Source organism: Streptomyces musisoli (assembly GCF_016741855.1).
In the GTDB taxonomy this organism is placed as follows: Bacteria; Actinomycetota; Actinomycetes; order Streptomycetales; family Streptomycetaceae; genus Streptomyces; species Streptomyces musisoli.
This window is the reverse complement of the sequence record NZ_JAERRH010000002.1, coordinates 529,006-551,018: the sequence shown is the minus strand read 5'-3', so window position 1 is coordinate 551,018 and position 22,013 is coordinate 529,006. Positions and strand designations below refer to the sequence as shown.

General features: G+C 73.5%; 19 protein-coding genes. 11 read left to right on the top strand and 8 right to left on the bottom strand.

Annotated elements, in window-relative coordinates; all coding sequences use genetic code 11:
* Nucleotides 1-15 precede the first annotated feature (15 nt).
* Nucleotides 16-945 (bottom strand): class A beta-lactamase, encoded by a 930-nt coding sequence (bla, locus tag JK361_RS06175; protein WP_201814628.1) that lies wholly within the window; start codon nt 943-945, stop codon nt 16-18.
* Between the two features lie 126 nt (nt 946-1,071).
* Between bla and JK361_RS06170 the strand changes: the two genes are divergently transcribed.
* Both JK361_RS06170 and JK361_RS06165 read left to right on the top strand, forming a co-directional pair.
* Nucleotides 1,072-2,049, top strand: coding sequence for a LysR family transcriptional regulator (locus tag JK361_RS06170; RefSeq protein ID WP_201814627.1), 978 nt, complete (start codon nt 1,072-1,074; stop codon nt 2,047-2,049).
* Between the two features lie 11 nt (nt 2,050-2,060).
* Complete coding sequence (locus JK361_RS06165) at nt 2,061-2,984, top strand: serine hydrolase (protein WP_307787188.1); 924 nt, start codon at nt 2,061-2,063, stop codon at nt 2,982-2,984.
* Between the two features lie 271 nt (nt 2,985-3,255).
* Here JK361_RS06165 and JK361_RS06160 read toward each other — a convergent pair whose 3' ends face one another.
* Nucleotides 3,256-3,909: a response regulator gene (locus JK361_RS06160; RefSeq protein ID WP_201814625.1), complete on the bottom strand. Its 654-nt coding sequence runs from the start codon at nt 3,907-3,909 to the stop codon at nt 3,256-3,258.
* Complete coding sequence (locus JK361_RS06155) at nt 3,906-5,186, bottom strand: sensor histidine kinase (RefSeq protein ID WP_236052611.1); 1,281 nt, start codon at nt 5,184-5,186, stop codon at nt 3,906-3,908. The genes JK361_RS06160 and JK361_RS06155 overlap by 4 nt, the downstream gene beginning before the upstream one ends.
* Nucleotides 5,187-5,430: 244 nt before the next feature.
* Between JK361_RS06155 and JK361_RS06150 the strand changes: the two genes are divergently transcribed.
* Nucleotides 5,431-5,997, top strand: a complete 567-nt coding sequence (locus JK361_RS06150; RefSeq protein WP_201814624.1) for a GlcG/HbpS family heme-binding protein — start codon at nt 5,431-5,433, stop codon at nt 5,995-5,997.
* A gap of 167 nt (nt 5,998-6,164) precedes the next feature.
* Here the strand turns inward: JK361_RS06150 and katG are convergent, their stop codons facing one another.
* From katG to JK361_RS06135, 3 genes are all read right to left on the bottom strand, one after another.
* On the bottom strand, nt 6,165-8,390 hold the full coding sequence (gene katG / locus JK361_RS06145; protein WP_201814623.1) for a catalase/peroxidase HPI: 2,226 nt from the start codon (nt 8,388-8,390) through the stop codon (nt 6,165-6,167).
* Between the two features lie 33 nt (nt 8,391-8,423).
* The gene (locus tag JK361_RS06140; protein ID WP_201814622.1) at nt 8,424-8,861 is read right to left on the bottom strand and encodes a Fur family transcriptional regulator; all 438 of its coding nucleotides are present in this window, start codon (nt 8,859-8,861) and stop codon (nt 8,424-8,426) included.
* A 159-nt stretch (nt 8,862-9,020) separates the two neighbouring features.
* The gene (locus JK361_RS06135; protein WP_201814621.1) at nt 9,021-10,271 is read right to left on the bottom strand and encodes a glycoside hydrolase family 113 protein; all 1,251 of its coding nucleotides are present in this window, start codon (nt 10,269-10,271) and stop codon (nt 9,021-9,023) included.
* A gap of 393 nt (nt 10,272-10,664) precedes the next feature.
* Between JK361_RS06135 and JK361_RS06130 the strand changes: the two genes are divergently transcribed.
* The 8 genes from JK361_RS06130 (at nt 10,665) to JK361_RS06095 (ending at nt 19,247) form a co-directional block, all read left to right on the top strand.
* Nucleotides 10,665-11,582, top strand: coding sequence for a hypothetical protein (locus JK361_RS06130; protein ID WP_201814620.1), 918 nt, complete (start codon nt 10,665-10,667; stop codon nt 11,580-11,582).
* Between the two features lie 24 nt (nt 11,583-11,606).
* Entirely contained in the window at nt 11,607-12,800 is a 1,194-nt protein-coding gene (gene ku, locus JK361_RS06125; RefSeq protein ID WP_201814619.1) for a non-homologous end joining protein Ku, read from the top strand.
* Nucleotides 12,801-13,095: 295 nt separating this feature from the next.
* A complete protein-coding gene (locus JK361_RS06120) occupies nt 13,096-14,268 on the top strand; it encodes an acyltransferase family protein (RefSeq protein WP_201814618.1) in 1,173 nt (390 codons plus the stop codon).
* 553 nt (nt 14,269-14,821) lie between these two features.
* Nucleotides 14,822-15,715: an STAS domain-containing protein gene (locus JK361_RS06115; protein ID WP_201814617.1), complete on the top strand. Its 894-nt coding sequence runs from the start codon at nt 14,822-14,824 to the stop codon at nt 15,713-15,715.
* Nucleotides 15,712-16,092: an STAS domain-containing protein gene (locus JK361_RS06110; protein ID WP_201814616.1), complete on the top strand. Its 381-nt coding sequence runs from the start codon at nt 15,712-15,714 to the stop codon at nt 16,090-16,092. The genes JK361_RS06115 and JK361_RS06110 overlap by 4 nt, the downstream gene beginning before the upstream one ends.
* Entirely contained in the window at nt 16,092-16,538 is a 447-nt protein-coding gene (locus JK361_RS06105; RefSeq protein ID WP_201814615.1) for an anti-sigma regulatory factor, read from the top strand. Before JK361_RS06110 ends, JK361_RS06105 begins: the two co-directional genes overlap by 1 nt.
* Entirely contained in the window at nt 16,535-17,596 is a 1,062-nt protein-coding gene (locus tag JK361_RS06100) for an ATP-binding SpoIIE family protein phosphatase (RefSeq protein ID WP_201814614.1), read from the top strand. The genes JK361_RS06105 and JK361_RS06100 overlap by 4 nt, the downstream gene beginning before the upstream one ends.
* Entirely contained in the window at nt 17,580-19,247 is a 1,668-nt protein-coding gene (locus JK361_RS06095; protein WP_201814613.1) for a PP2C family protein-serine/threonine phosphatase, read from the top strand. Before JK361_RS06100 ends, JK361_RS06095 begins: the two co-directional genes overlap by 17 nt.
* 53 nt (nt 19,248-19,300) lie before the next feature.
* On the opposite strand, the gene JK361_RS06090 is transcribed toward JK361_RS06095, so the two are convergent.
* On the bottom strand, nt 19,301-19,555 hold the full coding sequence (locus tag JK361_RS06090) for a chaplin (RefSeq protein WP_307787186.1): 255 nt from the start codon (nt 19,553-19,555) through the stop codon (nt 19,301-19,303).
* A 106-nt stretch (nt 19,556-19,661) separates the two neighbouring features.
* Nucleotides 19,662-21,941 (bottom strand): catalase, encoded by a 2,280-nt coding sequence (locus JK361_RS06085; RefSeq protein WP_201814612.1) that lies wholly within the window; start codon nt 21,939-21,941, stop codon nt 19,662-19,664.
* Nucleotides 21,942-22,013 lie beyond the last annotated feature (72 nt).

Below are 22,013 nucleotides of genomic sequence, written 5' to 3'. Positions count from 1 at the left end.
TCGTCCCGGTACCGGCTACTCGCCCGGGGCGACGGTACGCGCCATGATGCGCGCCGCCTCCTCGATCAGCTTCTCGTCCACCGGGGCGTCCTGGGCCGGCTTGGTGGACAGGACGGCCAGCACGACAGGGGTCCCCCGGGTCGTCCAGGCCACACCGATGTCGTTCGCCGTCGCGTACGAGCCCGTACCGGTCTTGTCCGCCACGACCCAGTCCCGCGGCAGTCCGGCCCGGAACCGCGCCTTGCTGGTCGTGTTGCCCTTCAGCCAGCCCACGAGACGCTCCCGGCCGGCGGGGGCCAGGGCCCGACCGAGGGTGAGGCGCTCAAGGCTCGCGGCGACGGCTTCCGGGGTCGTGGTGTCGCGCGGGTCGCCGGGGATCGCGGTGTTCAGCTCCGGCTCCCACCGGTCCAGGCGGCTCACCTCGTCGCCGAGCGACCGGTAGAAGCGGGTGAGACCGGCCGGACCGCCGATCTCGCGGAGCAGCAGGTTGCCGGCCGCGTTGTCGCTGTACTGGATCGCCGCCGCACACAGGTCGTCGACGGTCATGCCGGTCGGCTGGTTCTCGTCCGTCCGGGGCGAGTTGGGCAGGCTGTCGTGGGGCGGGTAGTGGACCACCCGCTCCAGCGGCGCGCAGCCCGCATGGTCGCGCAGGACCGCCGCCGCGGCGAACGCCTTGAACGTCGAACACATCGCGAACCGCTCCCCCGCCCGATGGGTCACGGTCCGCCCGGTGCGGACGTTGCGCGCGAACACGCCGAGCCGAGCGCCGTAGCGACGCTCCAGATCGGCCAACTCGGCCTGTCCCGCCCGCGACCGGGCGTCCGGGGCCGCCGCCGCGGGGGGCGCGGCGAGCGCCGTGGCGGTCACGGCGGCACCGGTGAAGGCGAGGCCGGCCTTGATCAGGCCGCGGCGGGGCAGCGGGGCGGGGCGGTCGGTGCTGGTCATGGGCATGGCCCTTCCGGTCGTCCGTCATCGGCGTCGATCTTCGACGGGGACAGCGAAACAGCCGGAGCCCACCCATGTCCAAGAGTGAACTTTGAAGAACGCATGTCTGATTGATATGAGTGCTGGGTGGATCTCCTGGCACACCTAGAGGCGTACGTGGCGACCGCCGACGAGGCGAGCTTCTCCCGGGCGGCCGACCGGCTCGGTATCGCCCAGCCGCTGCTCAGCCGCCGTATCAAGACACTGGAGGAGCACTTCGGCGGCCTGCTGTTCGACCGGTCCCGGCGGCAGATCTCGGCCACCGAGCTGGGGGTGCTGCTCCTCCCTTACGCACGCGACGTACTGGACCGGGCCCAGCGGCTGCGCCACGTCGCCCGCTCGGCCCGAAGTTCCCGGGTGCGCGCCGTCGGAGTGCCCGCGGACTGCGCCCCGGCCGCGCTGGCCCGGGCCATCCGCGCCGGCAGCGAGCACGGGATCACCCTCGGCATGCGAGAACTGTCGCCCTCGGAACGGGAGTCCGGGCTGGTCGACGGTTCGCTCGGGTACGCGCTGGTGCGGACCGCCCCGGAACGAGCCGCGTTCCGGGCGCCGTTGGGGCTCGCCACCGCGCCGGAACCGGATGCCGAGGGCAGCGGGGTCGCGCGGCCCACGGTCCATCTGGAAGAACTGCGGCCACGTCGCGGTCGGGCCGTCGCCCGCACCGCACCGCCTCCCCTGCTGCTCCTGACGGAGGATCAAGTGCCCTGTTTCGAGGACCGGCTGGCGCGTGCCGCCGCCCGTGCCGGGCTGCCCGAGGGGCGCATCCGCCCGGCCGGACCGGCGGCCACCGCACTCGCCGAGACACTGGCCGGGCGGGCCCTGCTGCTGTGCACCGAACCGTTCGCCCGGCAGCACGGGGCACGCTGGACGCCCCTCGCCGACCGCGCCCTGCACCGGGGGTACGACGTGCGCGGCGCGCCGGGCCGCAGCGCCGCGGAGGACGTGCCGGGCCGGCTCGCCGCGCTGCTCGCGGCGGCCGTGGGCGCCACCGCCGACCGGCACGGCGGACCGCAGCCCGGCGCCGGGGACGAGGACGTTCTCGCGCGGCTGGCGGCGCGCGGATGAGCGCGGCGGCGGTGCACCGACCGGCGTACACCGGCGACCGCGGTGCCCTCCTGGACGTCGCGGAGGCCATCGCCGCGGACTGGGCGGCACTCGGCGTCCACGGCTCCTTCCTGGCCCGTAACCTCGACACCGGCGAGCAACTGGGCTTCGACGTCGACGAGTCGACGCCGCTGGCCTCGGTGGCGAAGGTCCCCCTCGCCCTGGTCGTGCTGGACCGCGTCGCGTCCGGGGAACTCGATCCGGCGCACCCGGTGACGGTGGACCCGGGCACGAGCAGCGTCGGCCCCACCGGGCTCGCCGCCTTCCGGCACCCGGCCACCGTGGCCGTCGGCGACCTGCTCCTGCTGATGCTGTCGGTGAGCGACAACGCCGCCGCGGACGCGCTGCTCGACCTGGTGCCGGCGGCGGAGGCCGACGCGCGGCTGCGCGCGTGGGGCTGCGACGGGCTGCGGGTGCGGCACCGCATGAACCACCTGTACGAGTGCGCGGCCGGTGCCGCCGGCAACGACTTCTCCCTCGCGCTGGAACTGGCCCTCCGGGACGAGCGGACGGGCCGGCACACGATCGAGACCCTCGATCCGGCGCACGCCAACGCCGGCTCGGCCTCGGCGCTCGTGGAGCTGCTTCAGCGTGTGTGGCGCGACGAGATCGCCAGTCCCCCGGCGACGGCGGAGCTGCGGCGGCTGATGGGGCTCCAGGTCTTCACCCATCGGCTGGCGAGCGAGCTGCGCGCGGACACGCTGCGGTGGAGTGGGAAGACCGGTACGTTCCTGCACCTCCGGCACGAGATCGGCGTGGTCGAGGCGGACTCCGGGGACCGGGTGGCGATGGCCGCGCTGACCCGCGCGGAACGCCGGGCGGCCCTCGCTCCGGACATCGACCTCGCGATCGGGGTGGCGGGACGAGACGCCTTCGAGGCGTTGCGCTGCGGCTGAGGGCGGGGTGGGGGCGAGTGGGGGCGGGCTGCCGGGGCGGGTTCCGGACGGGCTCCGGCGCGGGCACGGGGTGAGGGCCGCCGACACGGGTGCAGGGCGGCTTGGCTACACCGTCCCACATACGCCGGCCACCGCCACACACCGGTCCCACGCACCGGTCCCACGCTCGCGGTTCCCACCGCACGCCGTTCCCGCCATACGCCGGTCCCACCGCACGCCGGTCCGCGCCCCGGGCCCCTCCGGGGTTACTTCGCCGGGTGATCCCCCCGGGTCAGGGCAGCAGGCGTTGCTCCTTCGCGACCGCCACCGCGCCCGCCCGGGTGTCGACGCCGAGTTTGTCGTAGATGCGGCGCAGGTGCGTCTTGACGGTGGCCTCGCTGATGTAGAGGGCCCGGGCGATGGCGTGGTTGGACAGGCCCCGGGAGAGGTGCGCGAGGATGTCCTGCTCGCGCGGGGTCAGGGCGGGGCGCGGGTTCCGCAGCCGGGACATGACCCGGTCGGCGACCGGCGGCGAGAGCGCCGGGCGGCCCTGCGCGGCGGCGTGGATCGCCGTGAAGAGGTCCTCGGCACCCTCGGCCTTCAACAGGTAGCCGGTGGCGCCCGCCTCGATGGCCCGGGTGACGTCGGCGTCGGTGTCGTACGTGGTCAGGACCAGCACGTGCGGTGCGGGCGGCGCGGCGCGCAGCCGCCGGGTGGTCTCGACGCCGTCGATGCCCTCGCCCAGTTGCAGATCCATCAGGACGACGTCCGGGGCGGTCTTGCGGGCCAGGGCGAGCGCCTCCTCGCCGCTGCCGGCCTCGCCGACGACCTCGATGTCCGGCGCGCTGTGCAGGAGCGCCAGCAGTCCGGCGCGTACGACGGCGTGGTCGTCGCAGACGAGGATCCGGACGGGTGTCCGTGCGGCCGTTTCGGGGGCGTGGGTCATTTCGGCTCCAACGGGATGGCCGCCGACAGGGCCGTGCCCTCACCCGGCGCCGACTCGACGGTGAGGGTGCCGCCCAGTTGGCGCAGGCGGGCACGGATCGCGGACAGGCCGTAACCGCGCGCCCCGGCCGCGGCGGGGTCGGGGGCGGCGGCCGTGTGGCCGGCGGTGCGGGGGTCGAGTGCGGCTGCATGAGGGCCGGGAGCCGCGGCTACGGGACCGGCGGCGTGCGAGTCGGGAACCGCGGCTGCGGGACCGGCGGCGTGCGGGTCGGGGGTCGCGGGGCCGGTTGGGGTGCGGGGGTCGAAACCGCGGCCGTCGTCCGTGACGTCCAGGACGATCTGGTCGTCCAGGCAGGTCAGGGTGAGGGTCGCGGTCGTGGCCGCCGCGTGTTCGCGGACGTTGGCGAGGGCGCCCTGGGCGATGCGCAGCAGGGCCGACTCGACGGGAGAGGGCAGCGGGACGGGCGGGCTGCCCTCGGCGTGCACCCGGACGGTCAACGAGGGTGTCGTCTCCCGCTCCGCGACGGCGCGCAGGGCCTGGAGCAGGCCCCCGCCCTCGGCCAGGTCGGCCGGGGTCAGGTCGTGGACGAAGCGGCGGGCCTCGGCGAGGCTGCACTCGGTGATTGCCGCCGCCGTGCGTACGTGGTCCCGGGCCGTGCCGGGCGCGGTGTCCCACAGGCGGTCGGCCGCCTGGAGGAGCATGCGCTGGCTGGACAGGCCCTGGGCGAGGGTGTCGTGGATCTCCCGGGCGAGCCGCTCGCGTTCGGCGAGGGTGCCCTCGCGGCGCTCGGTGGCGGCCAGGTCGCGCCGGGTGCGGACCAGGTCCTCGATCAGGGCGTCCTGGCGGGCCGCCTGGCGCTGCATGACGACGAACACGGTGGTGGCCACGGCGGCCACCGCCGGCGGTGCCAGCAGCACGTTCGGGTCCGGCCAGCCGGCCAGGCTCAGCTGGGCGGCCACGGCGAGCGCCGTCAGCAGCGCCACCAGCGGGATCGCGGCGCGCGGCGGAAGCGTACGCAGGCCGGTGTAGAAGAGCGGGACGGCGCACCAGACGAAGCTCGGGGCCAGGACGACCAGCAGCGCCCATGCCGCCACGACCAGACCGAGCCAGGTGAGCCGACGGGGTGTGGGGCGGGTACCGAGGGCCGGGCCGAGCACGTAGAGCGCGGCCAGCAGCACGGACAGGGAGATCACCCAGGGGGTGTGCGGTCCGTCGGCGTGCCGCGCCAGATAGCGGGCGACGGACGCGGACAGCAGTACGAAGAACGCCGTGTGCATGACGACGGTGAGGGCACGGGTGTCGTCGCGCTCGGGTACGGCCACCGTCGGCACCTCCCTCGGGTCCGCGCTGAACTGGGCAAACACCCTCCATTGTGCCCAGCGCCTGTGCTCGCGGTGTCATCCGTTCGGATGACCCCGGAGACAACCGGTCCGGCGACGGGAAGCGGCGGTTTCCGGGCCCAGGATCGATTCCGGGAGCGAGTCCGCCCCCAGCCCCGGCTCTACTTGGAAGGTCCTCAGCATGCCCAGCCGCAAGAAGCCGTCCGCCCGTACCCGCGTCCTCGTGGGCGGCGCCGCCCTGGCCGTCGTCGGTGCCGGTGTCGTCGGCACGGTCGCCGCCAACGCCGCCGACTCCACGGGCACCACGCCCGCCGCCGCCCCCGTGGCGGCCCGCGACGGCGAGCTGACGCAGAGCACCCACCTCACCCTGGACGCCGCCACGAAGGCGGCGCGCGCCGCGGTGGAGGCCGCCGAGAAGGACGGCCGGCACGTGTCGGTGGCCGTCGTCGACCGCAACGGCAACACCCTGGTCATCCTGCGCGGGGACGGTGCGGGCCCGCAGTCGTACGAGTCGGCGGAGCGCAAGGCGTTCACCGCGGTCTCCTGGAACGCCCCCACCTCGGAGCTGGCCGGGCGGCTGGCGCAGGCGCCCAACCTGAAGGACATCCCGGGCACGCTGTTCCTGGCCGGCGGTACGCCGGTGACCGCGAAGGGCGCTCCGGTCGCGGGCATCGGCGTCGCGGGCGCTCCCTCGGGCGACCTGGACGAGCGGTACGCCCAGGCGGGCGCGGTGGTGCTCGGCCGCTGACGCGGACGGCCGACCGGTCGCACCCGGAAAGCGGACGGCCGACCGGCCGCATCCGGAAAGCAGCACGTCCGGGCCCGCCTCGCAGGGCGGGCCCGGACGTGGCGTTCAGCGGGATGGAGCAAGCCGGACCGGTCCGCGGGCCGAGCGATGGTGGACCGGTCCGCCGGTCACGCGATGTCGAACCGGTCCGCGTCCATGACCTTGTGCCACGCGGCGACGAAGTCCCTGACGAACTTCTCCTTCGCGTCGTCGCTCGCGTAGACCTCGGCGAGCGCACGCAGCTCGGAGTTGGAGCCGAAGACGAGGTCGGCGCGGCTGCCGGCCCACTTCACCTCGCCCGTCGCGGAGTCGCGGCCCTCGAACGTGGTCTGGTCCTCGGAGGTCGACTTCCACGTCGTGCCCAGGTCGAGCAGGTTGACGAAGAAGTCGTTGGTGAGGACGCCGGGCGTCTTGGTGAGGACGCCGAGCTGCGACTGCCGGTGGTTGGCGCCGAGGACGCGCAGGCCGCCGACCAGGACGGTCATCTCGGGGGCGGTCAGGCCCAGCAGGTTCGCCCTGTCGAGCAGCAGGAACTCGGCCGGCAGGCGGTTGCCCTTGCCGAGGTAGTTGCGGAAGCCGTCCGCGGTCGGCTCCAGCGCCTCGAAGGACTCGGCGTCGGTGTGCTCCTCGGTCGCGTCGACGCGCCCCGGGGTGAAGGGCACCCGCACCTCGAAGCCGGCTTCCTTGGCGGCCTTCTCCACGGCGGCGGCACCGCCGAGGACGATGAGGTCGGCAAGGGAGACCTTCTTGGCGCCGGAAGAGGCGTTGAAGTCCTGCTGGACGCCCTCCAGGACACGCAGCACCTGGGCCAGCTCGTCGGGCTCGTTGACCTCCCAGCCGCGCTGCGGGGCCAGGCGGATGCGGGCGCCGTTGGCACCGCCGCGCTTGTCGCTGCCGCGGAAGGTGGACGCGGACGCCCAGGCGGTGGTGACCAGCTGGGAGACGCTGAGGCCCGACTCGAGCAGCTTGGTCTTCAGGGTCGCGACGTCACCGTCGTCGATCAGCTCGCCCTCGCGCTCCGGCAGGGGGTCCTGCCACAGCAGCGTCTCCGCGGGTACCTCCGCGCCGAGGTAGAGCGACTTGGGGCCCATGTCGCGGTGGGTGAGCTTGTACCAGGCGCGGGCGAAGGCGTCCGCGAACTCGGCCGGGTTCTCGTAGAACCGGCGGGAGATCGGCTCGTAGATCGGGTCGAAGCGCAGCGACAGGTCGGTGGTGAGCATCGTCGGGCGGTGCTTCTTCGACGGGTCGTGCGCGTCGGGGACGATCTCCGGAGCGTCCTTGGCCACCCACTGGTGGGCGCCGGCCGGGCTCCGGGTCAGCTCGTACTCGTACTCGAAGAGGTTCTTGAAGAACCCGTTGCTCCACCGGGTCGGCGTGGTGGTCCAGGTGACCTCCAGGCCGGAGGTGATGGCGTCCGCGCCCTTGCCGGTGCGGTAGGTGCTCCGCCAGCCCAGGCCCTGCTCCTCCATCGAGGCGGCCTCGGGGTCGGCGCCGACGTGGTCCGCCGGACCGGCACCGTGGGTCTTGCCGAAGGTGTGGCCACCGGCGATCAGGGCGACGGTCTCCTCGTCGTTCATCGCCATGCGGCGGAACGTCTCGCGGATGTCGCGGGCCGCGGCGATCGGGTCCGGGTTGCCGTTCGGGCCCTCCGGGTTGACGTAGATGAGGCCCATCTGGACCGCGCCGAGCGGGTTCTCCAGCTCGCGGTCGCCGGTGTAGCGCTTGTCGTCCAGCCAGGTGGTCTCGGGACCCCAGTAGACGTCCTCCTCCGACTCCCAGACGTCCTCACGGCCGCCGCCGAAGCCGAAGGTCTCGAAGCCCATCGTCTCCAGGGCGACGTTGCCGGTGAGGATCATGAGGTCGGCCCAGGAGATACTCTGGCCGTACTTCTTCTTGACCGGCCACAGCAGACGGCGGGCCTTGTCGAGGTTGCCGTTGTCCGGCCAGCTGTTGAGCGGGGCGAAGCGCTGCTGTCCGGCACCGGCGCCGCCACGGCCGTCGCTGATCCGGTAGGTGCCCGCGCTGTGCCACGCCATACGGACCATGAGCGGGCCGTAGTTCCCGAAGTCGGCGGGCCACCAGTCCTGCGACGTGGTCAGCACCTCGGCGATGTCCCGCTTCACGGCCGCGAGGTCGAGGGCCTTGAACGCCTCGGCGTAGTCGAACTCCCCGTCGAGGGGGTTCGTCTCGGCCGCGTTCTTGGAAAGGATCTTCAGGTTGAGCCGCTCCGGCCACCACTGGCGGTTGCCGCCACCCTGGGTCGGGTGCAGGGCCCGGTCATGCGCGACGGGGCAGCCGCCGCTCCCCTCCTCCGACTTCGAGTCAGTGACGATCGCGTCGTGGTTCTCAGTCATGGCAATCCTTCCGAACTGTGCGGAACTCGGTGCTCAGGAACTGCGGCCGGTGGAACAGTCGGGGCAGGTGCCCCAGTAGACGACCTCGGCCTCGTCGATGGCGAAGCCGTGGTCGTCGGCGGCGGTCAGGCAGGGCGCGTCGCCGATGGCGCAGTCGACGTCGGCGACGGCACCGCACGACCGGCACACGATGTGGTGGTGGTTGTCGCCCACGCGCCCCTCGTACCGGGCCGGGTGGCCGGCCGGCTCGATACGGCGCACGAGACCCGCGGCCGTCAGCGCGTGCAGGGCCTCGTACACGGCCTGCAGGGAGATGTGGCCTACGCGATCGCGGACTCCGGTGGCGATCGCCTCGACGCCGAGGTGGTCGCCGTCCCGGACGGTCTCCAGCAGCGCGACGCGGGCTGCCGTCACGCGCAGGCCGACACCGCGGAGTTCCTCAGCGGTGGTCGGTGTCGGGGAGGCGGTCATGAGGGCGAACCTATCCTCATAAACACGAAGGGTTCAAGAAAACGAACAATACAATTCTGGCCGTCCTCCGACACCCGCCGTTCATCTCGGCACGGGCCGCCGGGGCCGCCCGGACGTTTGCGGTCGCGGACAGGGGCAGGGGCTCGGTGTTGCGATCCGTCAGCGGGTCCGCTCGTGGCCCGTGCGGGCGACTCGGTAGCGGCGGGCCAGGGCGTGGAAGGCCTCCTTCGGCTCCCAGTGCCAGCCGGAGGCGGGGTCGTCCGGACGGTCCTTGATGGTCTTGGTGAGGGAGTGACTCGCCATGTCGAGGTCGTGGCGCGGGTCGTCCGGGCGGTGCGGGGCGTCGGCGGTCACGAACTCGAAGGCCATCGCCGCGTACAGGTCCACCGAGGAGAAGGCGTCGAGGAGTTGTGTGAGGTAGGCCGCCTGGGTGCGCTCGCTGCGGACCAGGTCGCCCTTGATCTCCTCGGGCTTCTTGTCGTGGTCGACGACGTCCCAGCCCATGCCGCCGGCCTGGGGCGCCCCGACGTAGGTGCAGGTGCCGAACTCGGTGATGGCCAGCGGCTTGCCCCAGCGCAGATAACGGCTCAACTCCCGCACGTAGTCGGCCCGGTCGGTGAAGTACGAGTAGTAGTTGATGCCCACGATGTCGAACAGACGCCAGTCGACCCGGTCGTCCTGGGAGGCCGCATAGGCGAGCCGTCCGCGGTAGACGGACCGGCCGACCGCGGCGGCCTTCGCCGTGAAGCGGTCCAGACGGCGCTGCATCGCGTCGTGGTCCACCTTGCCGTCGAGCAGGTTCCTGATGCGTTCGAGGACGGTGTCGCCGGGCACGATCCCGGGCACGAACAGCCAGAACTCGCAGCCCACGCTGAAATCCACGGCCGCGCCGTGCCGGCGCAGCCGCTCCGCGAACCGGCCGGTCTCGGCGATGTGCTCCAGGATGTCCCGCTCGGGCGCGTCGCCGAGGGTGGGCTGGAGCCAGACGCGCAACCCCTGTTCGACCGCCTCGGCGGCGGTCGCCGTGAGCCGGTCCACGCCGTCACCCGTCACGTCGACGGTGTCGGCGTGCAGCTCGTCCCGGATGGCGCGGACGTCCTTCCGCATCCGGGCCGCGCTGAAGGCCGTACCCAGTGTCTCCCCCTCGCCCACGGTGTACACCACGCCGTGGTGACGCGGTCCGCCCCGCACGACGCGCGCCCGCTCGAAGCCGCCCCCGGCGACGGTGCCCTGCCCGGAGCCGCCCCGCGCGGCGGTGGCCTGCCCGGAGCCGCTCCGCGCGGCACTCCCCTGCCCGGAGCCGCCTTGTGCGGCGTCGGCCCGGCCCGCCGGCAGCACGGTCGCGGCGAGGCCCGCGGCGGCCAGGCCGGTCAGGAACTGTGCCCGCTCGATCCCCTTGGTCTTCTGCATACGGTCACCCTTCCGTGACCGACCGCACCGGCGCTGTCCGCCGACGGTCTAGGAAGCGGGGCCGAAGGACGGCGATCCGGCGCCGAAAGGCGGGGCATCGACGTCGAAAGGCGAGGCGCCGACGCCGAGAGGCGGAGGCGGGCACCGAAAGGCCGGGGCGGGCACTGCAAGGCCGGGTCGGGCACCCCTGAGTCCGGCGTCGAAAGGCCAGAGTCCCGCGTCGCACGGCTGAGTCCGGCGTCGCAAGGCTGAGTCCGGCGTCGCAAGGCTGGGGCCGGCGCCGGTGAAGAGCCGTCCGCACCTCCCCACACAAAGAGGCACATAAGGCACATGAACCACTCCGAGTGAGAAACTCGGACTCCCACACCGTGGTGGCCGTCGAGAGGGACGCTCGTGGACCTGGACGCCGTCGCCGACGAGCTGTACGAGCTGCGGCCGGAGGACTTCGTGGCAGCCCGTGACCGCCATGCCCTGGACGCCCGCAAGGCCGGCGATCAGGCCCTCGCCAAGGAGATCGGCGCGCTGCGGCGGCCGAACCTGGCCGCCTGGGCCAGCAATCTGCTCGTCCACCGGCAGCCGGAAGAGGTGCGGCCGCTGCTCGGCCTCGGCGAGGAGCTGCGCCGCGCACACCGCGAACTCGACGGCGCGCGGCTGCGCAAGCTGAGCCGGCGGCAGAACGAGGTGATCGGCGCGCTGGGCCGGCAGGCCCGGCGGCTGGCGGCGCAGGCCGGGCATGCGGTGGGCGAGGGCGTCCAGCGCGAGGTGGAGGAGACCCTGCACGCCGTGCTCGCCGATCCACGGGCGGCGCGGGAGTGGGCGGCGGGCCGGCTGGTGCGGCCGCTCAGCTCGACGGCCGGGTTCCCGGCGGCCGACGAGGCCGTGCTCGGCAGCCGCCCCGCCCCCGCCCCCGCCGCGGCCGAGCCGGGGACGCCCGCCCGGGGCAAGGACCGCGCGGACGAAACGGAGCGCCGTCCGGGCAAGAACCGCGCGGACGACGCGGAGCGCCGTCGACGCCTCACCGAGGCCCGCGAGGAGGCCCGCGAGGCCGAGCGGGAGCTGCGCGCCCGGGAGGAGGAGGCCGATGCCGCCGCGCGGGCGGCGGACGAGGCCGGTGCCCGGCTGTCCGGTGCGGAGGAACGCATCGGTGAGCTGCGGGAGCGGCTGCGGCACGCCGAGGAGGAGCAGCGGCGGGCACGGGACGGTGCGCGGGACGCGCGGGAACGGGCGCGGCGGGCCGACCGGGCGGCCCGGGAGTCCCGGCGCCGGGCCGGAACGGCCGCCGTGCAGGTGGAACGGCTGGCCGCGGGCTAGCCCCGGGACGGGAGGCGAGGAGCCATGGCGAGACCGGTCTGGACCGGTGTCCTGACCTTCGGGCTGGTCACCCTGCCCGTGGGGCTGTACACGGCCACCGAGGACCACACGGTGCACTTCCACCAGTTGCAGCGCGGCACCTCGGACCGGATCCGCAACAAGCGGGTCAACGAGCGCACCGGCAAGGAAGTCGACACCGACAAGATCGTCAAGGGGTACGAACTGGAGGAGGGCGAGTACGTCGTCGTGGAGCCGCAGGAGCTGGAGGAGATCTCGCCGGGGCGGTCGAAGGTGATCGACCTGGCCGGCTTCGTCGACCTCCACCAGGTCGAGCCCGTCTACTTCGGCCGCACGTACTACGTCGGCCCGCGCGGCAAGGAGTACGGCAAGGTCTACGAGCTGATGCGGGCGGCTCTGGACCGCTCGGACAAGGCCGGGATCGCCACGCTCACCATGCGCGGCAAGGAGTACCTGACCGCGCTGCGCGCGCAGCCGGGCGTCCTCGTCCTGCACACCCTGCACTGGTCCGACGAGGTGCGCGACCCCGCCGATGTGGTGCCCGAACTGCCGCAGCTGGGCGCGAAGTCCGACAGCAAGGAGCTGCGGACCGCCGAGCAGCTGATCGACGCCCTCACCATCGACTGGGATCCGGGCGACTACCACGACACCTACGAGGAGCGCGTAAAGCGGCTCGTCGCGGCGAAGCGTGAGGGCGAGGAGGTCGTCGGCGAACCGGAGCCGCCGGAGTCGACCAACGTCATCGACCTCATGGAGGTGCTCAGCCGCAGCGTCGAGCAGAGCCGCTCCCGGGGCCGCGGAGGTGGCCGCGGGAAGCAGGACACCGACCGGGAGGAGACGTCGGGCGAGGGGTCGGCCTCGCGGAGCAAGACCTCACGCGGGAAGGAGACCGCAGGCCGGAGCAAGACCTCACGCGGGAAGGAGACCGCAGGCCGGAGCAAGACCCCACGCGGGAAGGAGACTGCAGGCCGGAGGGAGGTCTCACGCGGGAAGGAGACCGCGGGCGGCAAGGAGACCGCGGGCGGCAAGGAGGCCGCACGTGGCAAGTCGGCCCGCCGCCGTGGGAGCAGCGAGGACCTGGCCGCCCTGTCGAAGGCGGAGCTCTACGAGCGGGCGACCGCCGCCGACGTACCGGGACGGTCGAAGATGACCCGGGACCAGCTGGTCGAGGCCCTGGCCCGGCCGGGCGCGGCGGCCTGATCCACCTCAGGCCGGCGGCGGCCCCGGGCCTCCTGACCGCCGGATCGGGTCCAACTCCGCCTCTTAGGCCCGGGGCCCGCCGCACGGGTGTGCACGCCCCGCATCGTCGGGCGCCCTGTCACCGCACCGTGCATCCTCACTCGTGTGGGTGCACCCGGTCCCGCCGTCCGTGGCATACACGGCGGTCTGTCGTTCGGCAGCAGTGTGAAGTTTGCCACCCGACGCGATTGACCTGGAGTGAACGGGCAACGTTCCCCTTCATGCCCCACGCGAACCTCCAGATGCAGGTGATGTGATGACCACGGTGACGACCCTGGCGCAGCGGACACCGCCCGCCCCGACCGGCGCGGCGCCCGCCGGGTCCTCCCCACCGGCCGTCCTGCCCTCCCTGCCGTCGCTCACCGGACTGCGCTGGATGGCGGCGCTGCTGGTGTTCGGACTGCACGTGAACAACTTCGGCTACTTCGGCGGCACGGGCGGCCGCCTCGTGAACTGGGGCTTCGGCCCCGGAGCCACCGGAGTGTCCTTCTTCTTCGTGCTGTCCGGATTCGTCCTGACCTGGTCGGCCCGGCCCCACGACCGGGTACTCGCCTTCTGGCGGCGGCGCATCGCACGCATCTACCCGGTGCACCTGGTCTCCCTCGTGGTCGCGTTCGTGGTGGCGTACACGCTGCTGCACCAGCCGCGGCCGACGCCGAAGCAGGCCCTCGCGAACGCGCTGCTGCTGCATGCCTGGTGGCAGCCGTGGTGGCAGACGCTGAACCCGGTGAGCTGGTCCCTGGCCTGCGAGGCGTTCTTCTACGCCGCCTTCCCGCTGCTGATCCTGCTGCTGCGCCGGCTCGGAGCGCGCGGCTCCACCGCCCTGGGCGCGCTGTCGGTGGCGGCGATGCTGGTGCTGGCCTGGACGGACCTGCACCACTGGTGGTCCCACTCGATCTACTCGTTCCCCGCCGCGCGGCTGCCCGAGTTCGTGCTCGGTGCGGTCAGCGCCCGGCTGGTACTGCTGGGCCGCTGGCGCGGACCCGGCATGGAGGCGTCGCTGGCCCTGGCCGTCATCGGCTTCTTCCTGGTCCCGCAGGCCACGCACGGCGGCTATCCCGCGACCGTGTGCACCATCACCGGGTTCGCCCTGCTCATCCCCGCGGCGGCGGTCGCGGACCTGCACGGGCTGCCGTCCCTGTGGCGGCGCGGGTGGATGGTGCGGCTCGGGGAGCTGTCGTTCGCCTTCTACATGATCCATCTGCTGGTGCTGCGCGCCGGGACCTCCCTGCTGGGTACGAAGCCGCGGTTCGGCGCGCTGGGCGGAGTGGCCGTCACCGCGGCCGCGTTCGCCGTGTCGCTCGCCCTGGCATGGGTGCTGTACGAGGCGGTGGAGTGCCCGGCGCGGCGACTGCTGCTGCGCCGCCGCCGGCCGGCCGCGCCGCCGGAGCCGGCCCGCCGCGAGGCCCCGGCACCGGTGCGCGACTGACACCACCCGCCACCCGCCCCGAGGCGTGGCACATCCGGCCCGCCCGCCGCGTCACCCGCCGGCCGGCGGGCCGCGGCCGGTCGCACGCTCGGGTGACGTCCGCAACAGCGAGGAGAGTCCCGCGGCTTTCGGGGTAGGCGGCTGATCGACACCGGCCCGGCGGCGCACCCCGGCGGGCCGGCACCGTTGGAACGCACCGAAGGAGCCGAGTCGACGTGCGCGGGAAGCAGAGCGGGGGGAGCCGGCGGACGCCGGCGGGACCGTCCCCCGCCCCTGCCCGCCGGCGGTCCGCGGCACGGCGGGCACCGGTACGAGGCCGTCGCCGGCGTGCCCGGCGTTGCGCCGGCCGGCCCGGACGCCCCGCTTCGCCACCGTCTCGCCCGGTATGCCGCGGTTGCACCAACTGCCAGGATTTGCCGGGTAGTTACTGCCACCGCGGTGAGAAGGCAGCGGGATTGGCCAGGCCGGACGCCGGAGGTTACGGTGGGCGGCCGGCAATGATCGACTTCGGGGAGCCGGCCTACCGGCGCACCTGGCTGTGCGAGAGGAGAGGATGACAGTGTCCGAGCAGGACGCGGCCGAATCGGCACCGCAGGTGGTGAGTTCCTTCCTGGAACGGCGCAAGGAGCAGGTCGCCCAACGCTGGGCCGACGCCCCCTTGTTCCGCACGGTCTTCACCGTCTCCCGCGACGAGGCGGTCGAGGCGTGCAAGGCCGTGCTGGAGGCGCTGTCCGAAGTGGCCGTCAGCGGAAGGCTGGAGGACATCGCGGCTCCCGGCTTCGGCACCGTGCGCGATCAGTTGGGGCGCATGGCCGCCACCCGGGCCCGCGGCGGGTCCACGCCGGCCCAGATCGCCGGCGAGGTGGCCGGACTGCGCGGGCCCGCCGTCGACCTGCTGCTCGAGGAGTTCGCCGACCCCGCGGCCCCGCAGGCTCAGGAATGTGTGCTGGCGCTGACCCTGCTGCTGGGCACGCTGCGCCTGGTGGTGATGGAGACGGCGCTGGACGCGAACGCGGAGCTGATCGAACGGCAGCGGCAGCAGCTGCTCGAAGTGGCCACCCCGGTCATCAAGCTGTGGGAGGGCACGGTCGCCGTGCCGCTGATCGGGACACTGGACAGCGCGCGCAGCCAGATCGTGATGGAGTCGCTGCTGGAGGCCATCGTCGACCAGCGGGCCCGGTACGCCATCCTGGACATCACCGGGGTGCCGACCGTGGACTCCCTCGTCGCACAGCACCTGATGAAGACGGTCGCGGCCGCACGGCTGATGGGGGCCGAGTGCATCGTCTCCGGTATCCGCCCCGCCATCGCACAGACCATCGTGCAGCTCGGCATCGACCTGGGCTCGGTGCTCACCCGGGCCTCGCTGTCCGACGCGCTGGCCTACGCGCTGGGCAAGCAGGGCATCGAGGTGTCCCGTACGGACGCGGGTGCGAGCGCCCGGTGAACCAGCCCACTCCCATCCAGCCGTCCCAGGTGCCGGTGCTCGCCCTGGGTGACGTCCTGCTGGTCTCCCTCCAGGGCGAGTTGCACGACGGGATGGCCGAGCAGCTCCAGCACGACATCACCCAACGCATCTCCACCAGCCGGGTGACCGGGGTGGTGATCGACATCTCCGGGGTGGACATCGTCGACTCCTTCCTCGGCCGGGTGCTCGCGGAGATCGCCTCCACGGCCCGGCTGCTGGCCGCCCGTACGGTCCTGGCCGGGATGCGGCCCGCGGTGGCGATCACCCTGGTCGAGCTGGGCCTCACGCTGCGCGGCCTGGTCACCGCCCTGGACGTCGACCGCGCCATGGAACTGCTGTCCCAGGGGGGAAGCTGATGCAGTGGTCCGGCCAGGCGTCCGCGACGAGCCTGCCCATCGGCTCGGACGCGGATCTGGCCTGGGTGCGGCAGCAGGTGAGGCAGTGCGCGGCGGCTCTCGGCTTCGGCCTGGTGCAGCAGACCAAGCTGGTCACGGCGGCGAGCGAGCTGGCCCGCAACACGCTGGTGCACGGCGGCGGCGGCCGGGTCGAGATCAGGCCTTTGGACAACGGCCGTACCCGGGGTCTCGAGATGTGCTTCATCGACAGCGGTCCCGGCATCCGCGACCTGGAACTGGCCATGACCGACGGGTACACCACCGGCGGCGGCCTGGGGCTCGGGCTGAGCGGTGCCCGGCGGCTGGTGCACGAGTTCGCCGTCGACACCGAGCCGGGCCGGGGCACCACGATCACGGCCGTCGCCTGGGTGACTCAGGTGCCCGCGTCCCGTCCGGGGGTGGGATGAGCCGGGTGTGGGAGATCCCGGTGCACGACTCCACGCGGGTCCGGGACGCCCGGATCGCGGCCCGTGAGGCGTGCGGGGAGGCGGGGCTGGCCGCGCCGCGCACCGCGATCGCGGAGCTGGTCGCCACCGAGCTGGCCACCAACCTGCTCAAGCACGCCGGCGGGGGCCGCATGGTGACGAACCTCGTGGAGCGGCCGGACGGCGGGGCGGGCCCGTCCGTGCAGCTGTTCTCGCTGGATCACGGGCCGGGCATCGCCGATGTGGACGCCGCGCTGCGGGACGGCTACTCGACCGCCCCCGGCTCGCTCGGCGCCGGTCTGGGCAGCTGCCGGCGCAGCGCCAGCGCCTTCCATCTGTACAGCCTGCCGGGCCGGGGGACGGTGGCCACGGCCCGGATCGACCCGGAGCCCGGCGTACGCGGGGCACGCCCGGCGCAGGTGCCGGCGGGCGGGATCGCGGTCGCCCTCGGTCTGGCCGAACAGTGCGGTGACGCCTGGGCCTGGGTGCGCTCCGGGACGCTGCGGACGCTGTTGCTCGCGGACGGTCTCGGCCACGGCCCGAAGGCCGCGCACGCCTCCACCGCGGCGGTGACGGAGTTCCGCCACACCGCTCACCTGCCGCCCGCGGACATCCTGCGCCGGCTGCACACGGCGCTGCGGCCCACCCGGGGGGCCGCGGTCGCGGTGGCCCAGGTGGACACGGAGCGGGCGGAACTCACGTTCGCCGGAGTCGGCAACGTCGGCGCCCGCATGCGCACCGGGGACTCCTGGACGTCCCTCGTCTCCCATCCGGGGATCGTCGGGGCGTACTTTCCCGCGCAGATCCCCGTGCGCCGGATGCCGTGGGACCGGGACAGTCTGCTTGTGCTGCACAGTGACGGACTGCCCAGCCGGTGGGCGCCGCCGGAGGACCCCCGGCTGCTCGCCCACGACCCGTCGGTGGTGGCCGCGGCGATCCTGCGCGACGCAGGCAGCCCGGCCCGCCCCGTACGCGACGACACCAGCGTGGCCGTACTGGCCCCCGACCGCCGGACCAGCGCCCATGACAGCCGCCTCTGAGAACTGGACCATCGCCTCCGTGGCGCACGCGGCCCGGGCCCGTGCGCTGCTCGCGCGGCTCACCGTGCACGCCGGGGTGCCCGCGCTCGACCGCGTCCGCTTCCTGACCGCGCTCGGTGGCCGGCTGCGGGACGCCCTCGGCGCGGGCGGCACCGAACTGACCGTGACCACGGGCCCCGGCCGGGAGCTGCGGGTCGCCCTGGGCGGGCCGGAGCCCTGGCAGCACACGCTCGTCTGCCCCTCCCCCGTCTCCGGTCCGCTGCCCCGCCTGGACGACGCCCCGCTCGCCGAGGCGCTGCTGGGTGCCGACGAGGACGCCGCCGCCCTGCTGGCGAGCCTGGCCGAGACGGAGGAGCTGCTGCGCCTCCACCGGGAGGAACTGCACCAGACCAACCAGGGGGTGCTGGCGCTGCACGCCGAACTGGAGGCGGCGGCGCTGGCGCAGCGCGAACTCCTCGACGCCGAGCGGGCGGCCCGCGCGGAGGCGGAGAAGGCGCGTCGGCTGCTGACCTTCCTCGCCAACGCGAGTGCCGTCATCAACACCTCCCTCGACCACGAGGACATCCTGCGCCGGCTGCCCGAGCTGCTGGTCCCGGAGTACGCACGGCACGTGGACGTGTGGCTCGTGGACGACGAGCGGACCCCGGCGGGCGAGCGGGCGGCGGCCACGGTGACGGCGGCACGCACCGGCCGTCCCCAGCACGCGGGCCCCCACCTCGGTGAACTCCCGGGCGTGGACGACCTGCCGGCCTCGGCGCTCTTCCCGGACCGGCCGCTGCTGTGCCTGCCGGTGGGCGCGCGGACGGTGCAGGGTGTGCTGACGCTGGCCGCGCCCGGCGACCGCTTCGACCCGGACACCACCGTGATGCTGCTGGAACTGGCCCGGCGGGCGGGCATCGCCCTGGACAACGCCCGCCAGTACGAGCAGCACCGGGATGTCGCCGAGGCCCTCCAGCGGGCCCAGCTGACCGAGCTGCCCGCCACCCCGGGCCTGACGCTGGCCGCCCGCTATCTGCCGGCGACGCACGGCCTGAACATCGGCGGCGACTGGTACGACGCCTTTCCGCAGCCGGACGGCAGCGTGCTGACGGTGATAGGGGACGTGACGGGGCACGGGCTGCGCGCGGCGGTCATCATGGGCCAGCTGCGCACCGCGTTGCGCGCCTACGCCGTCGAGGGCAACGGCCCGGCGCGGATCCTCACCCTGCTGCACCGGATGCTGCGCCACCAGGAGCCGGAGCTGTACGCGACCTGCGCGATCGCCCGGTTCACGCCCGGCGGGCGCGAGGTGGTGTGGGCCGCCGCCGGGCATCCGCCCGCCGTCGCCCGCGGCCCCCGGGGCGAGGTGCGGGTGCTGGAGGCGAAGCCGGGAATCATGCTGGGCGTTCCGATGCCGTACGAGTACGAGGAGCACACCGTCGAGTTGCCGGCGGGGTCCACCCTCGCGCTGTACACGGACGGTCTGGTGGAGCGCCGCTCGGCCGGCATCGACGCGGGCATCGACCGGCTCGCCCGTGCCATGGGGAAGCTGCGCGCGGCGGATCTGACGGATCTGGACGCGGCGGCGGACTCGCTGCTCAAGCCGATGCTGCACGACTCCGAGCACGACGACGACATCTGCCTGCTGCTCTGCCGCACCGCCCGTGCGTGAACAGCCGTGCGCCGGCCCCCGGTCGCGGGGGGCCGGCGCACGGGGGGGGGGCGTCAACCCGATTGGCAGGAGCTGGCGCCGGCCGGGTTCAGCAGCCCGATGATGTCGATGCTGTTGCCGCACAGGTTGAGCCCGAGACCGACCGGCACCTGGATGGTGTTGCCAGAGATGACGCCCGGGCTGTTGGCCGCGACGCCGGTCGTCGGGCCCGGGTCGGCCGCGAAGGCGTTCGCCGCACCGGTCAGGGCGATGACACCCGTGAGTGCGGTCGTTGTGGCAAAGCTACGAAAACGCATGTTCTGCCTCACTGGTTGGCTTTGGGACGCTTCCATCACAACCGCGGCGCACGTCGTCCGCCTCCCCTGGTACGCCGTCCGTGCGGTGCCCGGCCGTGACGCTCGGTCAGCCGGCCCGTCAGGCGGCGGACGGGAAGCGTTCCCAGACCCGGTGGGCGCCGAGCAGCTGGACCAACTCCTGGAGCACGGTGGTGGCGGTGTCACCGGCGATCACTCCGGGGGCGTCGAGCGGGATGCCGGCCCCCTCCAGTGCGGCCTCCCCGCCCTTGGCGGCGCCGATCGCCTTCCCGTGCCGGAAGGCCTCCGCCAGCAGCAGGCCCACGCGCGGGTCGGGGGTGGCCTGCTGGTGGCCGGGCTGGCCCGCCTTGGCGTCCCGGGCGCCGAAGGCGTCGGTGCCCACGCCGGGGGTGCCGGCCACCAGCAGCGCGTCGAACTCCACGGAGCGTGCGGTGGCGTAGGTCCGCTGGACGGCCAGTGCGTCGGCGCCCTCGCCGAGGGTGCCGCCGGCCGGAGCGACGATCAGCGGGACCATGCCCCCGTCGAGCACCTCCTGGCGCACGGTCCGTACACCGTCGAGGTCGCCGTCGGGACCGGTGACGATGCCGATGATCCGTCCGTCGGTGGGCCAGGTGTGCCCGACCTGGGAGAGGGCGGGGCTGGGCTCGACGTCGGCCAGGGGCACGGTGGGCTCGGGGGCGGGCAGGCCGAGCCCGGCGGCGACGCCCGCGCACAGCTCCGGGTCGATGTTCGCCAGGACCTGTAGCGCCCGTTCCCGGATGGCCGGTTCGTAGCACTTGCCGAGTTCGAAGCTGTAGGCACCGATGATGTGCTCGCGCTCCACCGGGCTCATGCTGAGCCAGAACCGGCGCGGCTGGCTGAAGTGGTCGTCGAACGACGCCGGCGCCTCGCGGACCTTGGTCGCCTCCGGTACGCGTACGGGCGTCTCGATGTACGCACCCGTGTCCGCGCCCGCGGTGAACGGGCAGCCGCCGTCGAGGGAGTTGGGGCGGTAGGGGGCCACGCCCCGGTGCACGGCCGTCTGGTGGAAGCCGTCGCGCAGCATGTCGTTGACGGGCGCCTGCGGCCGGTTGATCGGGATCTGTGCGAAGTTGGGGCCGGCCAGTCGGGTGATCTGGGTGTCCAGGTAGGAGAAGAGGCGGCCGGCGAGCAGCGGGTCGTCGGTGATGTCGATGCCGGGGACGAGATGGCCGGGGTGGAAGGCGACCTGCTCGGTCTCGGCGAAGAAGTTGGAGGGGTTGCGGTTGAGGGTGAGCAGCCCGATCGGCTGCACCGGCGCGAGTTCCTCGGGGACGATGTTCGTCGGGTCCAGCAGGTCGATGCCCTCGAAGGTCTGGTCCGGGGTGTCGGGGAAGGTCTGGATGCCGAACTCCCACTCGGGGTAGGCGCCGGCCTCGATCGCGTCGGCGAGGTCGCGGCGGTGGAAGTCCGGGTCCATACCGTTGACGAGCTGCGCCTCCTCCCACACCAGGGAGTGCACGCCCAGTTTCGGCTTCCAGTGGAACTTCACCAGGGTCGTCCCGCCGGCGGCGTCGACGAGCCGGAAGGTGTGGACGCCGAAGCCCTCCATCGTGCGGAACGAGCGCGGGATGCCCCGGTCGGACATGTTCCACAGGGTGTGGTGGGTGGCCTCGGTGTGCAGGGTGACGAAGTCCCAGAAGGTGTCGTGGGCGCTCTGTGCCTGGGGGATCTCGCGGTCCGGGTGCGGTTTGGCGGCGTGGACGACGTCCGGGAACTTGATCGCGTCCTGGATGAAGAACACCGGGATGTTGTTGCCGACCAGGTCGAAGACGCCCTCGCTGGTGTAGAACTTCGTCGCGAAGCCCCGGGTGTCGCGGACGGTGTCGGACGAGCCCCGGGAGCCGAGCACGGTGGAGAAGCGGACGAACACCGGTGTCTCGACGTCCTCGGCCAGGAACGCCGCCTTCGTCACGTTCGCCGCCGTGCCGTAGCTGCGGAAGACGCCGTGCGCCCCGGCGCCGCGGGCGTGGACCACGCGCTCGGGGATGCGCTCGTGGTCGAAGTGCATGATCTTCTCCCGCAGGTGGTGGTCCTGGAGGAGGACCGGGCCGCGGGGCCCCGCCTTGAGGGAGTGGTCGGTGTCGTACAGCCGGGTGCCCTGGGCGTTGGTGAGGTAGCTGCCGCTCTGGGCCATCCGTGCCTGGTCGGCGCCGGTCGGCTGGTCGGTCGGGGAGACGGTGTCCGGGCCGGTCTGGTCGGGCTTGGGCGGGAACGGCTCATGGGGTTCGGTCGGCTCGGCCACCGGTGGCGACTCGGGTCCCGGCTTGCCGGGGATGCCGTTCTCCGGGCCCGCGGGCTCTCCCTTGAGGGCATCCGCCACCTTGTCCGCCGCTCGCTTCAGGGGGTTCGTCTCGCTCATCGGTACCAAGTCCTTCGCTGTCACGGGGGGCGGGCCCGGCGCGGGCGAGGTGGGTGCCGATGCGCGTGACCA

What these genes read in the sequence shown, in the direction of transcription:
- JK361_RS06160 (WP_201814625.1), bottom strand. Translation starts at nt 3,909, where the DNA reads ATGACCCACGCCCCCGAAACGGCCGCACGGACACCCGTCCGGATCCTC.
- JK361_RS06105 (WP_201814615.1), top strand. Translation starts at nt 16,092, where the DNA reads ATGCAGTGGTCCGGCCAGGCGTCCGCGACGAGCCTGCCCATCGGCTCG.
- JK361_RS06155 (WP_236052611.1), bottom strand. Translation starts at nt 5,186, where the DNA reads ATGCACACGGCGTTCTTCGTACTGCTGTCCGCGTCCGTCGCCCGCTAT.
- JK361_RS06135 (WP_201814621.1), bottom strand. Translation starts at nt 10,271, where the DNA reads ATGCAGAAGACCAAGGGGATCGAGCGGGCACAGTTCCTGACCGGCCTG.
- JK361_RS06150 (WP_201814624.1), top strand. Translation starts at nt 5,431, where the DNA reads ATGCCCAGCCGCAAGAAGCCGTCCGCCCGTACCCGCGTCCTCGTGGGC.
- katG (WP_201814623.1), bottom strand. Translation starts at nt 8,390, where the DNA reads ATGACTGAGAACCACGACGCGATCGTCACTGACTCGAAGTCGGAGGAG.
- JK361_RS06120 (WP_201814618.1), top strand. Translation starts at nt 13,096, where the DNA reads ATGACCACGGTGACGACCCTGGCGCAGCGGACACCGCCCGCCCCGACC.
- ku (WP_201814619.1), top strand. Translation starts at nt 11,607, where the DNA reads ATGGCGAGACCGGTCTGGACCGGTGTCCTGACCTTCGGGCTGGTCACC.
- bla (WP_201814628.1), bottom strand. Translation starts at nt 945, where the DNA reads ATGACCAGCACCGACCGCCCCGCCCCGCTGCCCCGCCGCGGCCTGATC.
- JK361_RS06085 (WP_201814612.1), bottom strand. Translation starts at nt 21,941, where the DNA reads ATGAGCGAGACGAACCCCCTGAAGCGAGCGGCGGACAAGGTGGCGGAT.
- JK361_RS06095 (WP_201814613.1), top strand. Translation starts at nt 17,580, where the DNA reads ATGACAGCCGCCTCTGAGAACTGGACCATCGCCTCCGTGGCGCACGCG.
- JK361_RS06100 (WP_201814614.1), top strand. Translation starts at nt 16,535, where the DNA reads ATGAGCCGGGTGTGGGAGATCCCGGTGCACGACTCCACGCGGGTCCGG.
- JK361_RS06140 (WP_201814622.1), bottom strand. Translation starts at nt 8,861, where the DNA reads ATGACCGCCTCCCCGACACCGACCACCGCTGAGGAACTCCGCGGTGTC.
- JK361_RS06115 (WP_201814617.1), top strand. Translation starts at nt 14,822, where the DNA reads ATGACAGTGTCCGAGCAGGACGCGGCCGAATCGGCACCGCAGGTGGTG.